This window comes from Microbacterium sp. M3, from assembly GCF_033548675.1.
In the GTDB taxonomy this organism is placed as follows: Bacteria; Actinomycetota; Actinomycetes; order Actinomycetales; family Microbacteriaceae; genus Microbacterium; species Microbacterium arthrosphaerae.
Window position 1 is genome coordinate 285,952 of the sequence record NZ_JAWTZT010000003.1, and the last position, 18,015, is coordinate 303,966.

At 71.6% G+C, this 18,015-nt stretch carries 13 protein-coding genes; 8 read left to right on the plus strand and 5 right to left on the minus strand.

The genetic code is table 11. The annotated features are described in order from the left end of the window. Positions 1 to 79: 79 nt before the first annotated feature. The 3 genes from R8Z57_RS11120 to secA form a co-directional block, all read right to left on the minus strand. Positions 80 to 436, minus strand: coding sequence for a hypothetical protein (locus tag R8Z57_RS11120; protein ID WP_318353831.1), 357 nt, complete (start codon positions 434 to 436; stop codon positions 80 to 82). A 122-nt stretch (positions 437 to 558) separates the two neighbouring features. Beyond that, complete coding sequence (locus R8Z57_RS11125; protein WP_318353832.1) at positions 559 to 1,785, minus strand: pyridoxal phosphate-dependent aminotransferase; 1,227 nt, start codon at positions 1,783 to 1,785, stop codon at positions 559 to 561. 196 nt (positions 1,786 to 1,981) lie between these two features. Next, positions 1,982 to 4,819: a preprotein translocase subunit SecA gene (gene secA / locus R8Z57_RS11130; RefSeq protein WP_318353833.1), complete on the minus strand. Its 2,838-nt coding sequence runs from the start codon at positions 4,817 to 4,819 to the stop codon at positions 1,982 to 1,984. A gap of 237 nt (positions 4,820 to 5,056) precedes the next feature. Here secA and R8Z57_RS11135 point away from each other — a divergent pair, with 237 nt between their 5' ends. The 7 genes from R8Z57_RS11135 to R8Z57_RS11165 all read left to right on the plus strand — a co-directional run bounded on the left by R8Z57_RS11135 (position 5,057) and on the right by R8Z57_RS11165 (position 14,511). Continuing rightward, on the plus strand, positions 5,057 to 5,983 hold the full coding sequence (locus R8Z57_RS11135; protein WP_318353834.1) for an efflux RND transporter periplasmic adaptor subunit: 927 nt from the start codon (positions 5,057 to 5,059) through the stop codon (positions 5,981 to 5,983). Next, entirely contained in the window at positions 5,980 to 6,897 is a 918-nt protein-coding gene (locus R8Z57_RS11140) for an ABC transporter ATP-binding protein (protein WP_318353835.1), read from the plus strand. Before R8Z57_RS11135 ends, R8Z57_RS11140 begins: the two co-directional genes overlap by 4 nt. Next, a complete protein-coding gene (locus R8Z57_RS11145; protein WP_318353836.1) occupies positions 6,894 to 8,105 on the plus strand; it encodes an ABC transporter permease in 1,212 nt (403 codons plus the stop codon). The genes R8Z57_RS11140 and R8Z57_RS11145 overlap by 4 nt, the downstream gene beginning before the upstream one ends. 31 nt (positions 8,106 to 8,136) lie before the next feature. After that, positions 8,137 to 8,754: a PadR family transcriptional regulator gene (locus R8Z57_RS11150; RefSeq protein ID WP_318353837.1), complete on the plus strand. Its 618-nt coding sequence runs from the start codon at positions 8,137 to 8,139 to the stop codon at positions 8,752 to 8,754. Further along, positions 8,751 to 9,470, plus strand: coding sequence for an ABC transporter ATP-binding protein (locus R8Z57_RS11155; RefSeq protein WP_318353838.1), 720 nt, complete (start codon positions 8,751 to 8,753; stop codon positions 9,468 to 9,470). Before R8Z57_RS11150 ends, R8Z57_RS11155 begins: the two co-directional genes overlap by 4 nt. Then, positions 9,467 to 12,334, plus strand: a complete 2,868-nt coding sequence (locus R8Z57_RS11160) for an FtsX-like permease family protein (protein ID WP_318353839.1) — start codon at positions 9,467 to 9,469, stop codon at positions 12,332 to 12,334. Before R8Z57_RS11155 ends, R8Z57_RS11160 begins: the two co-directional genes overlap by 4 nt. A gap of 329 nt (positions 12,335 to 12,663) precedes the next feature. Further along, on the plus strand, positions 12,664 to 14,511 hold the full coding sequence (locus R8Z57_RS11165; RefSeq protein ID WP_318354083.1) for a DEAD/DEAH box helicase: 1,848 nt from the start codon (positions 12,664 to 12,666) through the stop codon (positions 14,509 to 14,511). Between the two features lie 70 nt (positions 14,512 to 14,581). On the opposite strand, the gene R8Z57_RS11170 is transcribed toward R8Z57_RS11165, so the two are convergent. Then, complete coding sequence (locus R8Z57_RS11170; protein WP_318353840.1) at positions 14,582 to 14,992, minus strand: hypothetical protein; 411 nt, start codon at positions 14,990 to 14,992, stop codon at positions 14,582 to 14,584. A 246-nt stretch (positions 14,993 to 15,238) separates the two neighbouring features. Between R8Z57_RS11170 and R8Z57_RS11175 the strand changes: the two genes are divergently transcribed. Next, entirely contained in the window at positions 15,239 to 16,609 is a 1,371-nt protein-coding gene (locus tag R8Z57_RS11175; protein ID WP_318353841.1) for a hypothetical protein, read from the plus strand. A 148-nt stretch (positions 16,610 to 16,757) separates the two neighbouring features. Here R8Z57_RS11175 and R8Z57_RS11180 read toward each other — a convergent pair whose 3' ends face one another. Then, positions 16,758 to 17,966 (minus strand): amidohydrolase, encoded by a 1,209-nt coding sequence (locus R8Z57_RS11180; RefSeq protein ID WP_318353842.1) that lies wholly within the window; start codon positions 17,964 to 17,966, stop codon positions 16,758 to 16,760. Positions 17,967 to 18,015: the final 49 nt, after the last annotated feature.

Here is an 18,015-nt window from a genome sequence, read left to right on the forward strand (position 1 = left end):
GCGCCGCCCCGCACCAGCGCGCCGCTCCGCCGGAACGACCCGCGTCTCCGAGGCGGTCGCACCGCGCCGTCACACCGGCTCAGTCCTCGGCATGCTCGTCGATCAGTTCGAGGAGAGCCCGCAGGGCGTCGCGGATCTCGTCGTGGTCGTACTGGCCGGCGCGGCTCTCGGCCGAGATCACGCCCGACCGGTGGATCCGGGTGAAGTCACCCACCGGGAACGAGTACGCCTTCTTGGTCTCGCGGTTCTCGCGATGGTCGATCCCCAGGTGCCAGTGGGAGTACTGCGTCCACCCCTCGCGCTCGATGAAGGTGTTCTCCTCGTCCGCCGTCGGGGCGGCCTCGGACCAGTCGTCGCGCTCGTCGCGCACGACCTTGCCGTCCCGGATGAGTGCGCGCGCGTGACGCAGCGCCGGCTGGTTCAGTTCGATGGCCATTCCGCGACGCTACGAGCCGTTCGGGCGACCGGCGAGGGTCTTGACGGATGCCGCATCCCGCGGCACCCTTCGGTCCCCTGCGGTGCGGGGCGGACGCCGCCCCGCACCGCGTCAGGCGGGCGTCACTGCCGATACGACGACAGGAAGTTGCCGAGCCGCTCGACCGCCTCCGAGAGCACGCGCGCCTCGGGCAGCGTGACGATGCGGAGATGATCCGGCGTCGGCCAGTTGAACCCGGTCCCCTGGACGAGCAGCACGTGCTCGGCGACGAGGAAGTCGTAGACGAGCTTCGCGTCGTCGTGGATCTCGTAGACCTCGGGGTCGAGCCGCGGGAAGGCGTAGAGGGCGCCCTGCGGCTTCACGCAGGTCACGCCGGGGATGCGCTCGAGACCTTCCCACGCGGCATCCCGCTGCTCGTGCAGTCGCCCGTCCGGAGCGATCAGCGCGTCGATCGACTGGACGCCCGAGAGCGCCGCCTGCACGGCGTGCTGCGCCGGGACGTTCGGGCAGAGCCGCGTCGAGGCGAGGAGCTGGATGCCTTCGAGGAAGCCCGCCGCATGCTTCTTCGGGCCCGTGATGACGAGCCAGCCGGAGCGATAGCCGGCGACGCGGTACGTCTTGGAGAGGCCGTTGAAGGTGAGGCACAGCAGATCCGGCGCGAGCGTCGCCAGCGGGATGTGCTGCGCCTCGTCGTAGAGGATGCGGTCGTAGATCTCGTCGGAGAGCAGCAGGAGCGAGTTCTCGCGGGCGATCTCGACGATGCCCTGCAGCACCTCGCGCGTGTAGACCGCGCCGGTGGGGTTGTTCGGGTTGATGACGACGATGGCCTTCGTGCGCGGCGTCACCTTCGCGCGGATGTCGTCGAGGTCGGGCTGCCAGCCGTCGTCGGGGTCGCAGCGGTAGTGCACCGGTGTGCCTCCCGCAAGGCTCGTCATGGCCGTCCAGAGCGGGTAGTCGGGCGCCGGGATCAGCACCTCGTCGCCCTCGTCGAGGAGCGCCTGCATCGTCATCGTGATGAGCTCGGACACCCCGTTGCCCAGGTACACGTCATCGGGGTCGAACTGCGGGAAGCCCGCGACCTGCTCGTAGCGCGACACCACGGCACGACGGGCCGACATGATGCCCTTGCTGTCGCTGTAGCCGTGCGCGTGCGGCACCGCCTCGATCATGTCGCGGACGATCTGGAACGGCGCCTCGAAGCCGAACACCGCCGGGTTGCCGGTGTTGAGCTTGAGGATCGTGTGCCCCTCGTCCTGCAGCCGGTCGGCCTCGGCCAGTGCCTGCCCGCGGATCTCGTAGAGAACGTTCTGGAGCTTGCTCGACTGATCGAGTGGACGGAGGGGACTCATCGCCCCAGGATATCCGCGCCCCGCGAGAGCCAATCGACGCACCGTGGCCCGGCTCGGGCGCGGCTGCATCTCCGCGAGACAGCACCGGGCGGACGAGACGGCGGGTGTTTCCCGCAGTCTCGTCCGCCGCGTGCAGTGTCGCGGTCAGCTACGGCGACGGGCGACGGATGCCGCGGCCCGCGTCCGCCGCTGCGTGCTACTTCTTGCGCTGCTCGGCGGCGCGGCGCTGCGCGCGGTTCATCGGCGCTGCCGGCGCGGCCTGGCCCTCGGCATCCGTCCGCTGTCCGAAGGCTCCGCGCTGCGCCTCGGCCGCGGGAGCCTGCTGCTGCCCCGGAGTCGCGGAGGCGGCGGCAGCAGCCTGACGCAGTCGCGACGTCGCCGCCTGCTGCACCTGACCGCGGTCGTTGCGCACCTCGACCTCGCCGGCGTCGTTGGACGCCGAGTACTGCAGGCGCTGCGTCTCGACCGGCTGAGCGCCGAGGCCCTTGGCCTCGACCTGGGTGACCTGCTCGGCTCCGGCCTCACCCTGGCGGCGCACCTCGACCTCGAGGTTGTAGAGGTAGCCGACCGACTCCTCCTTGATCTGCCCCATCATCGCCTGGAACATCTGGTAGCCCTCGCGCTGGTACTCGATGAGCGGGTCGCGCTGGGCCATCGCGCGCAGGCCGATGCCGTCCTTCAGGTAGTCCATCTCGTAGAGGTGGTCGCGCCAGCGGCGGTCGAGCACCTGCAGCACCACCCGGCGCTCGAGCTCGCGGGTGGCCGCCTCGCCGAGGGTCTCCTGGCGCTTGTCGTAGGCGATCCGCGCGTCGGAGAGGATCTCGCGCTTGAGGCCGTCGGCGGTGATGCCGCCCTTGCGGCCAGCGGCCTCCGCCACGACCTCGTCGATCGTGACGCCGACCGGGTAGAGGGTCTTCAGCTCCGTCCAGAGCGCGTCGAAGTCCCAGTTCTCGCTGTGGCCGGCGCCGGTGTGGTCGTCGATCACGGCGTTGATGGCGTCTTCGATGAAGTGCTGCACGCGGTCGGCGATGTCGTCGCCCTGCAGGATGTGTCGGCGGTCGGAGTAGATCGCCTCACGCTGACGGTTGAGGACGTCGTCGTACTTGAGGACGTTCTTGCGGATCTCGGCGTTGCGCGACTCGACCTGCGACTGCGCCGACTTGATCGCGCGCGTGACCATCCCGGACTCGATCGCGACGTCGTCGGGGAAGTTCGTGCGGGCGATGATCGCCTCGGCGGCGCCGGACTGGAAGAGGCGCATCAGGTCGTCGGTGAGCGACAGGTAGAAGCGGCTCTCGCCGGGGTCGCCCTGACGGCCCGAGCGGCCGCGCAGCTGGTTGTCGATGCGGCGAGACTCGTGGCGCTCGGTGCCGAGCACGTAGAGCCCGCCCGCCTCGACGACCTTCGTGCTCTCGGTGGCGACGCGGTCGCGCGTGGACTCGTACACGGCGTCCCACTCGGCCTCGTACTCGTCGGGCGTCTCGACCGGGTCGAGGCCCTTGGCCTTCATCTCCTGGACGGCCAGGAACTCGGCGTTGCCGCCGAGCATGATGTCGGTGCCGCGACCGGCCATGTTGGTGGCGACCGTGACGGCACCCAGCCGTCCGGCGCGTGCGACGATCTCGGCCTCACGCGCGTGGTTCTTGGCGTTGAGGACCTCGTGCTTGATGCCCTTCTTCGCCAGCAGACGCGACAGGTACTCGCTCTTCTCGACGCTCACCGTGCCGACGAGCACCGGCTGACCGGACTCGTGGCGCTGGGCGATGTCTTCGACGACCTGCGCGAACTTCGCGGTCTCGTTCTTGTAGACGAGGTCGGGCTGGTCCTTGCGGATCATCGGCTTGTTCGTCGGGATCGGCACCACGCCGAGCTCATAGGTCGACATGAACTCGGCCGCCTCGGTCTCGGCGGTACCGGTCATGCCGGCGAGCTTGTCGTACAGGCGGAAGTAGTTCTGCAGCGTCACCGTGGCGAGCGTCTGGTTCTCGGCCTTGACCGGCACGGCCTCCTTGGCCTCGATGGCCTGGTGGATGCCCTCGTTGTAGCGGCGGCCGACCAGGATGCGGCCGGTGTGCTCGTCGACGATCATGACCTCGTCGTTCATCACTACGTAGTCGGTGTCGCGCTTGAACAGCGCGAGCGCCTTGATCGAGTTGTTGAGGAACGAGATGAGCGGCGTGTTCGCCGACTCGTACAGGTTGTCGATGCCGAGGTAGTCCTCGACCTTCTCGATGCCGGGCTCGAGCACGCCGATGGTGCGCTTCTTCTCGTCGACCTCGTAGTCGACGCCCGCCTCGAGGGTCTTGGCGATCTTGGCGAACTCGACGAACCAGCGGTTCGCCTCTCCCGACGACGGCCCCGAGATGATGAGCGGCGTGCGGGCCTCGTCGATGAGGATCGAGTCGACCTCGTCGACGATCGCGTAGAAGTGCCCGCGCTGCACGAGGTCTTCCTTGCGCCACGCCATGTTGTCGCGCAGGTAGTCGAAGCCGAACTCGTTGTTCGTGCCGTAGGTGATGTCGGCGTTGTATTGCTCGCGGCGCACCTCGGGCGTCTGGCCCGCGACGATCGTGCCGGTCGTCATGCCCAGCGCGCGGTAGATGCGCCCCATGAGCTCGGACTGGTACGACGCGAGGAAGTCGTTGACGGTGACGACGTGCACGCCCTTGCCGGCGATCGCGTTGAGATACACGGGGAAGGCGCCGGTGAGCGTCTTGCCCTCACCGGTCTTCATCTCGGCGATGTTGCCCAGGTGAAGCGCCGCACCGCCCATCAGCTGGACGTCGTAGGCGCGCTGACCCAGCGTGCGCTTTGCCGCCTCTCGCACGGCGGCGAACGCCTCGGGCATGAGCTGATCGAGCGTCTCGCCCGCCTCGTGACGCGCCCGCAGCTCCGCGGTCTCACCCCGGAGCTCTTCGTCGGTCAGGTGCTCGTAATCCTCTTCGAGGGCGCCGACGGCCTTGACGACCTGCTGGAGCCGCCGGAGGATGCGACCCTCACCGGCGCGAAGCAGTTTCTCGAGGGGGTTGGCCACGGAGTGTCTCCATCTTCTGGCTTTCGGGGCGGCGCAACGGCGCCGGTGCCGCCCGGGTGCATGGCCCCAGGCATACCTGCCTATGTTATCCACCCGTGACCTTGGTGTGCGCTGGGTGTGGGCGGATCCCGGCAGCCGGCGATCGCACGCGCGCGGGGCGCGGCATCCGTCGGCTTTTCCGGGTATGCATATACTCGGTGACTACATACTCGGTATGCCCCGACGGAGAGGTGCGACATGGTGGTCTGGCGTCGATGGATCTTCCCGATCCTGCTGGTGGTGATTCTGGGCGCCGCCGCGGTGGCCCTGGTGAAGATCGCCTTCTTCCCCGACGCCGCACCGGCTGCCGCCCTGCAGCCCTCCGCGCAGATCGCCGATCCCGTCGTCGCCGTCGAGCGCGGCGAGGTCGCCAACGCGCTGAGCCTCGACGGCACGATCGCGAGGGATGCCGCCTACACGGTGCGCTCCGAGATCGACGGCACCGTGACCGCCGTGCACGTCGGTACAGGGCAGTCGGTCGCCGCAGGCCAGAAGCTCTTCACCATCAAGCAGGCCGATCCGGTACGCAACGTCGACGTCGTGGCCCCGGAGGCCGGAGACGTCGCCGAGCTCATGGTCGTGAAGGGGCAGCCCGCCTCGATCGGCGGCGAGCTCGCCGAGCTGACCCCGGCGCGCTATCACGTGCAGGCGACCGTCGAGCCGGTGCAGCTCTACCGCCTCCTGGGCGCTCCCACCGAGGCGGCGGTGACGATCCAGGGCGGGCCCGCGCCGTTCACGTGCACCGGGCTGCACGTCGAGGTCGCCGAGGACGGCACCACGACGGTCACGTGCGCGGTGCCGGCGGACCAGGTCGTGTTCGCCGGCCTGCAGGCGCAGCTCGACATCGACCTCGGCACCGTGTCGGATGTGCTCGTCGTGCCGACGACCGCGGTCAAGGGCGGCTCGGGGACCGGCGTCGTCTGGATCGACGCCGCCGGCGAGCTCGAGGAGCGATCGGTCGAGCTGGGCGTGAGCGACGGCACGATCGTCGAGGTGACGACCGGGCTCGAGGAGGGCGAGCAGGTGCGGCAGTACGTTCCCGGCATCGCCGCCGCGACGGAGCCGGTCTGCTACGACGACGGCATGGGCGGCGAGTACTGCGAGCCGGCGGGGTGGAGCTGGTGAGTCTCGTCCGCCTGGAGGGCGTCGCGAAGCACGTGCTGCTTCCCGACGACACGCGCCTGGAGATCCTGCGCGGGATCGACCTCGCGGTGGCCGCGGGCGATCACGTCGCGATCGTCGGCCGCAGCGGCTCCGGCAAGTCGACGCTGCTCAACCTGCTCGGCATGCTCGACACCCCATCCGAGGGCGCGGTGTGGTTCCGCGGCGAGCCGGTGCGGCGCATGCGGCGCGGCCGCCTCGACCGGTTGCGGGGCCGCAACGTCGGCTTCGTCTTCCAGCAGTTCAACCTGCTCGCCGGACGCACGGCCCTCGAGAACGTCGAGATGCCCCTCGGCTACGCCGGCGGCCGGGCGTTCTGGACGCGCCGGCGCGCGGCCACCGAGATGCTCGAGCGCGTCGGCCTCGGCCACCGCATCGACTCGACGCCCGAGCAGATGTCGGGCGGCGAGCAGCAGCGCGTGGCGATCGCCCGCGCGCTCGTGCGGCGTCCGGCGCTGATCCTGGCCGACGAGCCCACCGGAGCACTGGACGTCGAGACCGGCGGCACCGTGATGGAGCTGCTCGACGACATCGCCTCCGAGGCCGACGCCGCGCTCGTCACCATCACGCACGACCTGCACGTGGCCGCCCGCGCGCGGCGCCACTTCCGGCTGGAGGCCGGTGTGCTCACCCCGTTCGACCTGACGGGAGCCGGCGCGCCGGGCGGCGATCCGAGCGGCGTCGTGGTCGCCCCCGAGCTCGCGGCGAGCGTCGACGAACCGGGCCCGGCCGCAGCCGACCCGGGCCCGCCCGCAGCCGACCCGGACCAGCCCGCAGTCGACCCGGACCAGCCCACAGCCGGCCGGGACCGACACCCCGCGCCCGCTCCGCGGCCCGACGCGGCCGACGAGCGGGAAGCGGCGGAGGTCGCGTCGTGACGGGCCTCGTCGGCGCGCTGGGCGAGGCGTGGTCGGAGCTGCGCCACCACAAGCTGCGCGTGCTGCTGAGCCTCATCGGCATCGCCGTGTCGGTCGGCGCGCTCACCGCGGTCGTCGCGCTCAGCGAGTACCAGCAGCAGCAGATGGCGGAGCAGTCCGACCAGAGCGGCGGGCGCCCCGCGACGCTGTCGATCACGGCCTCGCGCACCGACGGCGCCCCGATGGACTGGAAGGCGTTCGACGACCACGTCGGCCAGGTCTCCGAGCGCTACTCGTTCTCCTATCTGACACGCATCGTCGATCCCGTCGAACTGCAGCTGCAGACGCCCGAGCAGGTGCGACCGGTGATGGCGCGGCTCGTCGACCCGGCGTACCCGATCATCCACCGCACTCCCCTGCTCGAGGGCCGCTGGTTCCACGAGGCCGATGCCGAGCTCCTGGCTCCCCCGGTCGTCATCACGGAGGCGCTGTGGGACGTCTACGGCCGGCCCGATCTCGCCACGGGCTTCTCGTTGCGCATGGTCGGCGACAACGCCGGCTCGTACCCCGTGATCGGCGTGACCCCGCGTCAGTACGCCGGCGACGAGGAGAAGCGCCTCACGATGATGTTCGACTCCTACGCCGAGCGACGCGACGCGCTGCCGGCCGACGCGATGATCGCGTGGGAGGTGTGGATCCCCGAGGAGGGCGCGGCCGACCTCGGCCCCGTGCTGGCCGCCGACCTGCGCGCGGGCACGGACGACGGCATCCAGGTCGGCGTCTCGCGCACCGACTGGGCCTCGCGGCCCGAGATGCAGAACTCCAGCGCCATGTTCGAGCTCGTGACGGGCGCCATCGCGGGCCTCGTGCTGCTGCTCGGCGGGCTGGGCCTGGTCAACATCCAGCTCGTGGCGATGCGCCAGCGCATCCGCGAGATCGGCGTGCGGCGCAGCTTCGGCGCGACGCAGGGCCGCATCTTCACCTCGGTGCTGCTCGAGAGCGTCGTCGCGACGGCGGTGGCCGGAGTGATCGGCATCGCGATCGCGGTCGCCGTGCTGCGCGCCCCGTTCGTGATGGAAATGTTCCAGGGCCTGCAGGACATCCCGCCGTTCCCGGTGCGAGCCGCCGTCACCGGGCTCGTCGCCGCCGTCGCCATCGGGGCGCTGGCCGGGTTCATCCCCGCCCTCACCGCCGTCCGCTCCAACGTCATCGACGCCCTGCGCTTCTGAACCCGCTCGACACTCCCCCGAAGGAGATCCCATGTCCGTCCGCCAGAGCCTTCTCGCCATCCTCGATCAGGGTCCCTGCTACGGCTACCAGCTGCGGGCCGAGTTCGACCGCCGCACCGGCTCGACGTGGCCGCTCAACGTCGGCCAGATCTACAACACGCTCGACCGCCTCGAGCGCGACGGACTGGTCGAGAAGGGCGACGTCGACGAGCACGGTCACGTCTACTGGCAGATCACGGATGCCGGAGCCGCCGAGGTGCGCGACTGGCTGGACTCTGCGGTGCAGCGGGGGCAGGGCACGCGCGACGAGCTGGCCATCAAGCTCGCCGTCGCCGCGACGCTGCCCGGCGTGGACGTCTCGGCGATCATCCAGACGCAGCGCCGCGCGTCGCTCGCCCAGCTGCAGGAGCTCAATCGCGCCAAGTACGCCGGCGCGAACCCCGACGGACCCGAGGAGCTCGCCTGGGCGCTCGTCGTCGACTCGATGATCTTCGCCGCCGAGGCGGAGGTCCGCTGGCTCGACCACTCCGAGCAGCGCCTCGCGCTGCATCCCGACCACGCCATGGCGCTCGAGCTGTCGACCGACAAGCCCAAGCGCGGGCGACCTGCGAAAGATGCGGCATCCGTCGCCGGCGGGTCGGCGCGATGACCGACACCGTGCTGCGCCTCGTCGGCGTGACTCAGCAGTACGGCACCGGTGCCACGGCGGTGTCCGCGCTCTCGGGCGTGGACTTCGAGGTGCGGCAGGGCGAGCTCGTCGCCGTGATGGGCCCCTCGGGGTCGGGCAAGTCGACGCTGCTGTCGATCGCGGGAGGCCTTGCCATCCCGACGACCGGCGAGGTGATCATCGAGGGCGCGTACCTCAGCGAGCAGTCGCCGAAGCAGCTCGCGCAGTTGCGGCGCCGGTCGCTCGGCTTCGTCTTCCAGCACTTCAACCTCATCCCGACCCTGACCGCGCTCGAGAACGTCACCCTGCCGCTCGAGCTCGACGGCTTCCGCGCGCGGGTCGCACGACGGGCCGGTCGCGACGCCCTCGCCTCGGTCGGGCTCGCCGACAAGTCCGACGCCTATCCCGACGACCTCTCCGGCGGGCAGCAGCAGCGCGTCGCGATCGCCCGCGCCGTGGTGGGCGGACGCCGCCTGATCCTCGCGGACGAGCCCACCGGGGCCCTGGACTCCGTCACCGGCGAACTGGTGCTGAAGATGCTCCGTGCGCGGGTGGATGCCGGGGCCGCCGGCATCCTCGTCACCCACGAAGCCCGTCATGCCGCCTTCGCGGACCGCATCGTCTTCCTCCGCGACGGGCGCATGGTCGACGAGACGCGTCGCGACGGCGCCGAGACGCTGCTCGCCGGGTCGCGATGACGAGCACGCTCGCCCGCCCGGCCGACACGGCTGCTCCCCCGGCGCGCCCCGCTCCCGGCCGGGCCGCCCGGTCGGCCCGGTGGCGTGTCGCCGGGCGGATGGCGCGACGGCAGCTGCGGCGCGCCTGGGTGTCGAGCCTGCTCGTGACGACGCTGGTCGCCCTCCCCATCGCCGGGATGACCGGATTCCTGATCTTCTCGGCGAGCGCCGTCGCGACGCCGGCGGAACGCGTCGGCGCCGAACTCGGTGGCACGCAGGCGTGGATCGCACCCGCCGGCGTGCCGGGCGCGGGGTTCTGGCAGGTGCCCTCCGAACCGGAGTGGACCGGCTACCCGATCGACGCGGACGGCTCGATGACGATGCCCGACGGCCTGCCCCTCGACGAGCCGACCGGGCTGCTGCCCGCCGGTGCCGAGGTCATCCCGGTGGCGCGCGGCATGGTCTCGGTCGCGACCGACGACGGGTCCGCGGTGGTGCCCGCCTGGGCCGGTGCGACGTGGGACCCACGGTTCGCCGGCGCGTTCGACCTCGTCGCGGGCGAGCGCCCCACGTCGGCGCGCGACGCGATGGTCACCCCGGCCGCGCTGGAGCGGCTCGGCATCCGCATCGGCGACGGGCTCCGCCTCTCAGGCGGCGACTCGTACACCGTGACGGGCACCCTCGACGCCGCGAGCCTCGGCGATGGGCACGCGGCCGTGTTCCTGCCCGAAGTCGCGCGCGAGGTGGTGGGCGGCACCCAGCGGTGGTACCTGCCCGAGCTCGAGCTGCCGTGGGAGGAGGTGCAGCGCCTCAACGACGAGGGCGGCGTGGTCGCCTTCTCGCGCGTCGTGGCCCTGGATCCGCCGGACTTCTCGAACCGCTACTACAGCACGGCGTCGACCGACCGGTGGGCGAAGATGTGGCCGCTCGTCCTGATGCTGAGCGCCGCGGGCCTGTTCGCCGGCTACGTCGTGGTGATGCTCGCCGGCGCCGCCTTCGCCGTGGCGGCCCGCCGCCAGCAGCGCGCCCTCGCGATCGCGGCGGGCGTCGGGGCGGACCGCCGCGACCTGTCGAGGATCGTGCTCCTGCAGGGAACGGCCCTCGGCCTCGTCGGCGGCGTCCTCGGCATCGGCGCCGGCATCGGGCTCGCGGCGCTCGTGATGTCGCTGGTCGCGGACTGCAGCGCGACGCAGTTCTGGGGCTTCCACGTGTGGTGGGAGCTGCTCGCCGCCATCCTCGTGTTCGCCGTGGTCGTCGGGACGCTGTCGGCGTGGATGCCCGCACGCCGCGCGGGCCGCGCCGACGCGATCCAGGCGCTGCGCGGAGCGCGGCGGCCGCAGAAACCACTCGCGACGCGCCCGCTGTGGGGCTCCGCACTCATCGTCGGCGGCGTCGCGATCACCCTGCTGTGCGCGTTCGCCGTCGCGGCGATCAACGCCACGAACGTCTTCGGCTACGACTCGCCGCTGCGCTACCTGCCCGCCTACGGGATCGTGGTCGGGCCGATCCTCGCGCAGTTCGGCATCCTCCTCTCGGGGCGGTGGCTGCTGTGGACGTCGTCGCGCGGCCTCTCCCACGTCGGCATCTCGGCCAAGCTGGCGTCGAGGGATGCCGCGGCCAACGCCTCGCGCACGGTGCCGGCGTTCGCCGCCATCGCCGCCACGGTGTTCATCGGGGTTTTCGCGCTCGCGCAGTCGTCGATGCAGACGGCGCAGACCGCGCGGTCCTGGTACTACCAGGCCCCGCCCGGGAGCATCGCCATCGCGATCTGGGCCGGCACCGGCTCGAACACGGGCGTCCTCGAGCAGGCTGACGCCGAGGCCGGTGCCGAAGCCGCCGAGCAGATCGCGCGCGACGCCGGGGCGCAGCAGCCTGTGCTCCTCTCCCGCCAGCTGCACAGCGTCTGGTCCTACCCCTCGGCCGCAGCGGTGCCGGACGAGGTCACGCTCACCATCGCGATCCTTCCCCCGCAGCACCTGATGGATCCCGACGTGCAGGACTCCTACGCCTCGTTCGGGCAGGATCCGAGCAACCCGATCTCGGTCGTGCCTGCCGAAGGCCTCGAGGCGGCGCTCGGCGTCGAGCTGTCGGCATCCGATCTCGCCGCGTACCGTGACGGCGCCGCGGTGGTCGCGGACAGCCGTTTCGTCACGGGGTCGACCATCGATGTCGCGACCTTCGCCGGCGCGGACGTCTACGAGGGTCTTCTCCCCGACAACATCTGGGAGCGCCGCGCCGACGTGCCCGAGATCGCCGAGCCGCGGCACGCCGAGCGCATGGACGCGGTCGTCGTGGCGGCGCCGCGCCAGCCGATCGCGATCGCGGTGGCGCCGGAGACGGCCGAGCGGCTCGGGATGGTGACGCAGCCCGAGCGCGTGGTCGCCCCGCTGAGCGCGGCGCTGGACTGGGCCGCCCGCGACCGCATGCAGGCACAGGCCGAGATGCTGAACGGCCCCGACTTCACCCTCTCAGCGGGCATCGAGCAGGGGCCGCCGAGCGACGCCGCCTGGATGGTTCCGCTGCTCGGGGCCGTCGCGGTGCTCGTGCTGGGTGCCAGCGCCGTGGCGCTCGGCCTCGCCCGGTTCGAGCGCCGGCCCGACGACGCCACGCTCGCCGCCGTGGGCGGCACCCGATCGCTGCGGCGTCGCATCGGCTTCTGGCAGGGCCTCATCATCGCCGGGTTCGGCACCCTCGCGGGGGCTCTCGCGGGCGTACTGCCGCCGATCGGGTTCTCGATCCAGTCCGGCGGCACCCAGCTGCTCTCCGACGTGCCGTGGTGGCTGATCGGTGCGCTGGTCGTCGTGCTGCCCCTGGCGATCGCCGTGGCGAACGGGATCGTCCCGCCGCGGCATCCGGATCTCACCCGCCGCACGGTGATCGCCTGACGTATCGCCCGAGACGATCGCTGCCTCCCCCACACCGACAGATGAACGCCCTTTCCCCGGCCCCACCGAGAGGAACTCCCATGAGCCCCACCGCCCCCGGCGTCGATCCGGCATCGATCGCCCTGCCGCCGACCGAGCCGATCGACCTCACCGAGCTGATCGCGCAGGGCCTCGACGCGCACTGACGGCGGCCCGGCGTCACGCCGTCGCGCCAGGCGCGCACGCGAGGCCGCGGCATCCTGTCGCCTCACAGGCGCGTCGCGCTACGGTTGACTGTGCACACGAACGCCGACCAGATCGAGACCGAGGCTCAGACCGAGCCCGCAGCGATGACCTTCTCCGACCTCGGGCTCAGCCAGCCCGTCCTCAAGGCGCTGAAGGGCATCGGCTACGAGACCCCCTCGGCGATCCAGGCGGCGACGATCCCGACGCTCCTCGCGGGGCGCGACGTCGTCGGCATGGCGCAGACCGGAACCGGCAAGACCGCCGCCTTCGCGCTGCCGATCGTCGACCGGCTCGACCTGTCGCAGAAGACCCCGCAGGCACTCGTCCTCGCCCCGACGCGCGAGCTCGCGCTGCAGGTGTGCGAGGCGTTCGAGAAGTATGCGGGCCACCTGAAGGACGTGCACATCCTTCCGGTCTACGGCGGTCAGGGCTACGGTGTGCAGCTGTCGGCGCTGCGACGCGGGGTGCACATCGTCGTGGGCACCCCCGGCCGTATCATCGACCACCTCGAGAAGGGCACGCTCGACCTCTCCGAGCTGCAGTACCTCGTGCTCGACGAGGCCGACGAGATGCTCAAGATGGGCTTCGCCGAGGACGTCGAGACGATCCTCGCCGAGACCCCCGAGACCAAGCAGGTCGCGCTCTTCTCGGCGACCATGCCCGCCACGATCCGCCGCATGTCGAAGCAGTATCTGCACGACCCGGAGGAGATCACGGTCAAGGCCAAGACGCAGACGTCGGCCAACATCTCGCAGCGCTACCTCGTCACGGCCTGGCAGCAGAAGATGGACGCCCTCACGCGCATCCTCGAGGTCGAGAACTTCGACGGCATGATCGTCTTCGGCCGCACGCGCAGCGTGACCGAGGAGATCGCCGAGAAGCTGCGCGCCCGGGGCTATTCGGCTGCCGCCATCAACGGCGACATCGCGCAGCCGCAGCGCGAGAAGACGGTCAACCAGCTGAAGTCGGGCAAGCTCGACATCCTGGTCGCGACCGACGTCGCCGCGCGCGGCCTCGACGTCGAGCGCGTCTCGCACGTCGTCAATTACGACATCCCGACGGATGCCGAGTCCTACGTCCACCGGATCGGCCGCACCGGCCGGGCCGGCCGCACGGGCGACGCGATCAGCTTCGTCACCCCCCGCGAGCGGGGCCTCGTCAAGATGATCGAGCGCGCGACGCGCCAGGAGCTCACCGAGATCCCGCTGCCGAGCGTCGACGAGGTCAACGTCACGCGCCTGGCGCGCTTCGACGACCGCATCACCGCGGCGCTCGGCGAGGCCGACCGGATCGACGGGTTCCGCGACATCGTGGCCCACTACGTGCGCAACCACGACGTGCCCGAGGTCGACGTGGCCGCGGCCCTCGCCATCGTGGCGCAGGGCGAGACGCCGCTGCTGCTCGAGCCCGACCCCGAGCCCGCGCCCACGCGCGAGCGCCGGGACCGGCCCGAGCGGGGCGACCGCCCGGAGCGCGGCGACCGGCCCGAGCGCCGTACCCCGCGCGAGGGCTTCGCGACGTACCGCATCGCCGTCGGCAAGCGCCAGCGGGTCGAGCCGCGTCAGATCGTCGGCGCCCTCGCGAACGAGGGCGGCCTGCGTCGCGACGACTTCGGCGCGATCAAGATCATGCCCGACTTCTCGCTCGTCGAGCTGCCCGCGAACCTGTCGCGCGAAGCCCTCGACCGCCTCGCCGACACGCGCATCTCGGGCCAGCTCATCGAGCTCCGCCCCGACACGGGCCGCCCGCAGCGGCGCTCCGACGCGCGCTCGGGCGGCTACGGCGACCGCGGCCGGGGCTCCTCTGGCGACTCCGGCTCGTACCGCGACTCGGGTTCGAAGGGCTCGTACCGCGACTCCGGTTCGAAGGGCTCCTACCGCGACTCCGGTTCGAAGGGCTCGTACCGCGACTCGGGTGAGCGCAAACCGCGGCACAAGCGCCACGACGGCTGAGGCATCCGTTCCCGGAACGCGACGGCGGGTGAGGCGACGACATCGCCCCACCCGCCGTTCCGCTATCGCGTCAGGCGCCGCCGCCCTGCACCGTGAAGAAGATGCCGATCAGCTGGTCCTCGTACGCGTGGAAGTAGTGGTCGATGCCCTTCCCGTCGGTCGAGTGCGATTCGGGCGCGTTGCCCTTCGGCAGCGTGTCGCGCGCGAAGGTCGTGAGCGTGCGGGGGATCCCCGCCTCCGCCGCCATCGCGAGCGCCTGCTGCACCTGCTCTTCGGTGAGCGCCGGCCCCCCGAGGAACTCGTGCCCCGTCTGGAAGAGCTCGATGATGTCGAGCGTCACCCAGTTCTTCGAGTGCGACGCCCCGGCATTCCCCTGGTCGGCCCGGTTCGGGATGTAGCACTCGTGCGCCGACGCGACGCCCGCACCCGCGAAGACGAGCGCGGCGCTCAGGGCCGCAGCCCCGACGATCTTTCGGATCATGGTGTTCCGTTTCTTCCCCGGGGCGCACGGACGCGCCCCACCCGAGTGCGAGAGTAGGGTCGGCCGGCACCTGATACCTCAGATCGGACCGGATTCCGCACTCGCGGCCCGCCGGACGCAACAGCGGTCCGGTACGCGCACATCACCGCTCGGCCGGTCGTCACGGGTGAGACGCTGTGCGCGAACATCCACAGCTCCTCGCCGCTCGCCTCAGCCCGCTCCCAGCGGCGCCCGTAGGATCGAGGCATGGCCGGATTCTGGGGTAGACGCAAGCGCGAACAGGAAGAGCTGACCGCACAGGACGCCGACCTCGCACGCCGCGCGCAGCAGGCGCTGGTGGCCGCCGACGAGCGCATCCGCCTCACCTCCGACGAGCTCGTGTTCGCCGACGCCGAGCTGGGCGCCGGCCCGACCGCCGACCTCCGCGACGCCCTCGAGGCGGTGCGCACCCACATGCAGGAGGCGTTCCACCTCCACCAGCTGAACCACGACGAGATCCCCGACACCCCCGAAGAGCTGCGCACGCGCAACGCCCGCATCGTCCAGCTGTGCGAATGGGCCGAAGACCTCCTCGACGACCGCACCGAGTCGCTCGCGGCCGCGATCGAGCGCGCGCGTCGCGCACCCGAGATCATCGCGAAGGTGAGAGCGGATGCCGCGCGCCTGCGCCTGCGCGTGCCCGATGCCCGTGCCACCGTCGATCGGCTCAGCGCGCGGTACTCCGCGCACGCGCTCAGCCAGATCGAGGCGAATCCTGCGGAGGCCGACCAACTGCTCTCGTTCGGCGAGCACGGCGCCGGAGTGGCGGAGCGCCGCCGCGAGGCCGGGCAGCGCGAGCAGGCGAACATGGCGCTGGAGGCGGCCACCGAGTCGGTCCGACGCGCCGAGACGCTGCTGGACGCCGTCGAGACCTTCGAGGTCGAGGCGCTGCGCGCCGAGTCCACCCTCGCCGCCATTGTCGAGGACTCCCGCAACGACATCGCGGTCGCCCTGAAGGAGCCGCATTCCCCCGCCGTGAGCGCCGCCATCGGCGAGCTGCAGGCCGCGCTGGCCGCCCTGCCGGCGGCCGGAGTCAACACCGACCCGTTCGAGCAGCTCTCCCGCCTGCGCGAAGCCAACAGCGGCCTCGACGAGGCGATCGCCAAGGCGCGCGAGCGCGCGGCGCGGCCGATCCCGCCGGTCGAGCACGTGCGGCACGCGATCGACGACGCCGACCGCCAGCTGGCGGTGTCGCGCGATGTCATCGCCGGTCACCGCGGCTGGATCGGCGCCGACGCGCGCACGCGCCTCGCCGAGGCCGAGCGGGTGCGCGGCGATCTCGATCGTCACCTCGGCGGATCCGCCGCAGCGGCCACCGCGATCGACGAAGACCTCCGCGAGCAGGCCTTCGCGATGGCCCGGCGTGCCGCATTCCTCGCCAGCGAGGCCCTCCAGCTTGCCCAGCGCGACATCGACGCGGCCCGGCCGCAGCCCGAGCAGTGGGGCGGCCCCGGTTACGGTCAGGGCTACGGCCCGGGCTGGGGAGGCGGTCGTCGCGGCGGTGGCGGCGGCGACATCATGGGCGGCATCCTGGGTGGGCTCGTCATCGGCAGTCTGCTCGACGGCATGTTCGACTGATCTCGACCCCGACCGGGCTCTTCGCCCCCTCATCGTTGCGGAAAGCCTGGCCGGTAAAGCGACACGCCGGGTTGCGGCATCCGTCACCGGCGCGTCGCCGTCACCCACCAGGTTTTTCGCACCCCGCGACCACGAGCGCGACGAAGGCTCAGCGGCCGGTCACACGGAGCCCGTCGGCCACGACCCGGCCGTCGTGGATCACCGTGCGGTCCACGCCGCGGTCCATGACGGCGCTGGTGGGCGTCTCGCCGTCGACGAGCACGAGATCCGCGCGGTCGCCCGCGGCGACGCCGGGCCGGTCGCCGACGCCGGCCACGCGCGGCGACGCGTGGCTCATGATCGACGCGCCGCCCATCGTGGCGACGGCGAGCGCGAGCTCGATGTGGTCGTCGCGGCGGAAGCCGTTGACGAACGCGAGCTGCCACGTGCGGTCGAGCATGTCGCAGTTGCCGTACGGGCTCCAGTAGTCCCGCTGCCCGTCCTCGCCGAGGCCGACACGCACCCCGGCCTCGGCCAGCTGCACGAGCGAGAGATGCCCGGTCGTGGACGGGGCGACCGTGGCCATGGCGATGTCGAGCTCGGCGAACTCGTCGATGAGGCGGCGGCTGACGGCCTCCGACACCGAGCCGAGATCGTACGCGTGGGAGAGCGTGACCTTTCCCTGCATGCCGAGCGCGCGGGTGCGCTCGAGCACCAGCTCGGTGCTGAACACCCCGAGCGCTCCCGGCTCATGGAGGTGGATGTCGACCTCGACCTGGTACTTCTCCGCGAGCCCGAACACGATGTCGAGGTGCGCGACCGGATCGCGATCGAGCTGACACGGGTCGATGCCGCCCATCACGTCGGCGCCCTGCTTGAGCGACTCCTCGAGCAGGTCGACGGTGCCCGGTTCGCGGAGGATGCCGGCCTGCGGGAACGTCATGATCTGCACGTCCGCGTGATCGCGGAACGCCTCCCTCGCCGCGAGCACCGAGTCGAACTTCTCGAGCCGGCAGTCCACGTCGACCTGCGCGTAGCTGCGGACCCGCGTCGTGCCGCGCGCGATCATGCGCTCCAGGGTGCCTGTGACGATCTCGGCGTGCGGCACATCGGTGTCGCGCCAGTGGCGGCGGTCGTTGAGCATCATCCCCCACACGCCGGGTCCGCCGGTGTGAGGGCGGAACGGCAGCCCGATGCGGGACGAGTCGAGGTGCACGTGCACGTCGCTGAATGACGGGAGTGCCAGCCGGCCGCGCCCGTCGACGTCGGCTGCACCGAGGACGGCGGCGTCGTGCGGGCGGACCTCGGCGATGCGGTCGCCCTCGACCACGATGTCGGCGGCGGCCGCGCCCCACGGACGCACGTTGCGGATGATCACGGCGGACCTCTTCCCGAGTCGGTGGCGCCGCCCGGCCGGGCGGCGCGGG

What these genes read in the sequence shown, in the direction of transcription:
- R8Z57_RS11150 (WP_318353837.1), top strand. Translation starts at nt 8,137, where the DNA reads ATGTCCGTCCGCCAGAGCCTTCTCGCCATCCTCGATCAGGGTCCCTGC.
- R8Z57_RS11165 (WP_318354083.1), top strand. Translation starts at nt 12,664, where the DNA reads ATGACCTTCTCCGACCTCGGGCTCAGCCAGCCCGTCCTCAAGGCGCTG.
- R8Z57_RS11155 (WP_318353838.1), top strand. Translation starts at nt 8,751, where the DNA reads ATGACCGACACCGTGCTGCGCCTCGTCGGCGTGACTCAGCAGTACGGC.
- R8Z57_RS11135 (WP_318353834.1), top strand. Translation starts at nt 5,057, where the DNA reads ATGGTGGTCTGGCGTCGATGGATCTTCCCGATCCTGCTGGTGGTGATT.
- R8Z57_RS11160 (WP_318353839.1), top strand. Translation starts at nt 9,467, where the DNA reads ATGACGAGCACGCTCGCCCGCCCGGCCGACACGGCTGCTCCCCCGGCG.
- R8Z57_RS11175 (WP_318353841.1), top strand. Translation starts at nt 15,239, where the DNA reads ATGGCCGGATTCTGGGGTAGACGCAAGCGCGAACAGGAAGAGCTGACC.
- R8Z57_RS11120 (WP_318353831.1), bottom strand. Translation starts at nt 436, where the DNA reads ATGGCCATCGAACTGAACCAGCCGGCGCTGCGTCACGCGCGCGCACTC.
- R8Z57_RS11170 (WP_318353840.1), bottom strand. Translation starts at nt 14,992, where the DNA reads ATGATCCGAAAGATCGTCGGGGCTGCGGCCCTGAGCGCCGCGCTCGTC.
- R8Z57_RS11125 (WP_318353832.1), bottom strand. Translation starts at nt 1,785, where the DNA reads ATGAGTCCCCTCCGTCCACTCGATCAGTCGAGCAAGCTCCAGAACGTT.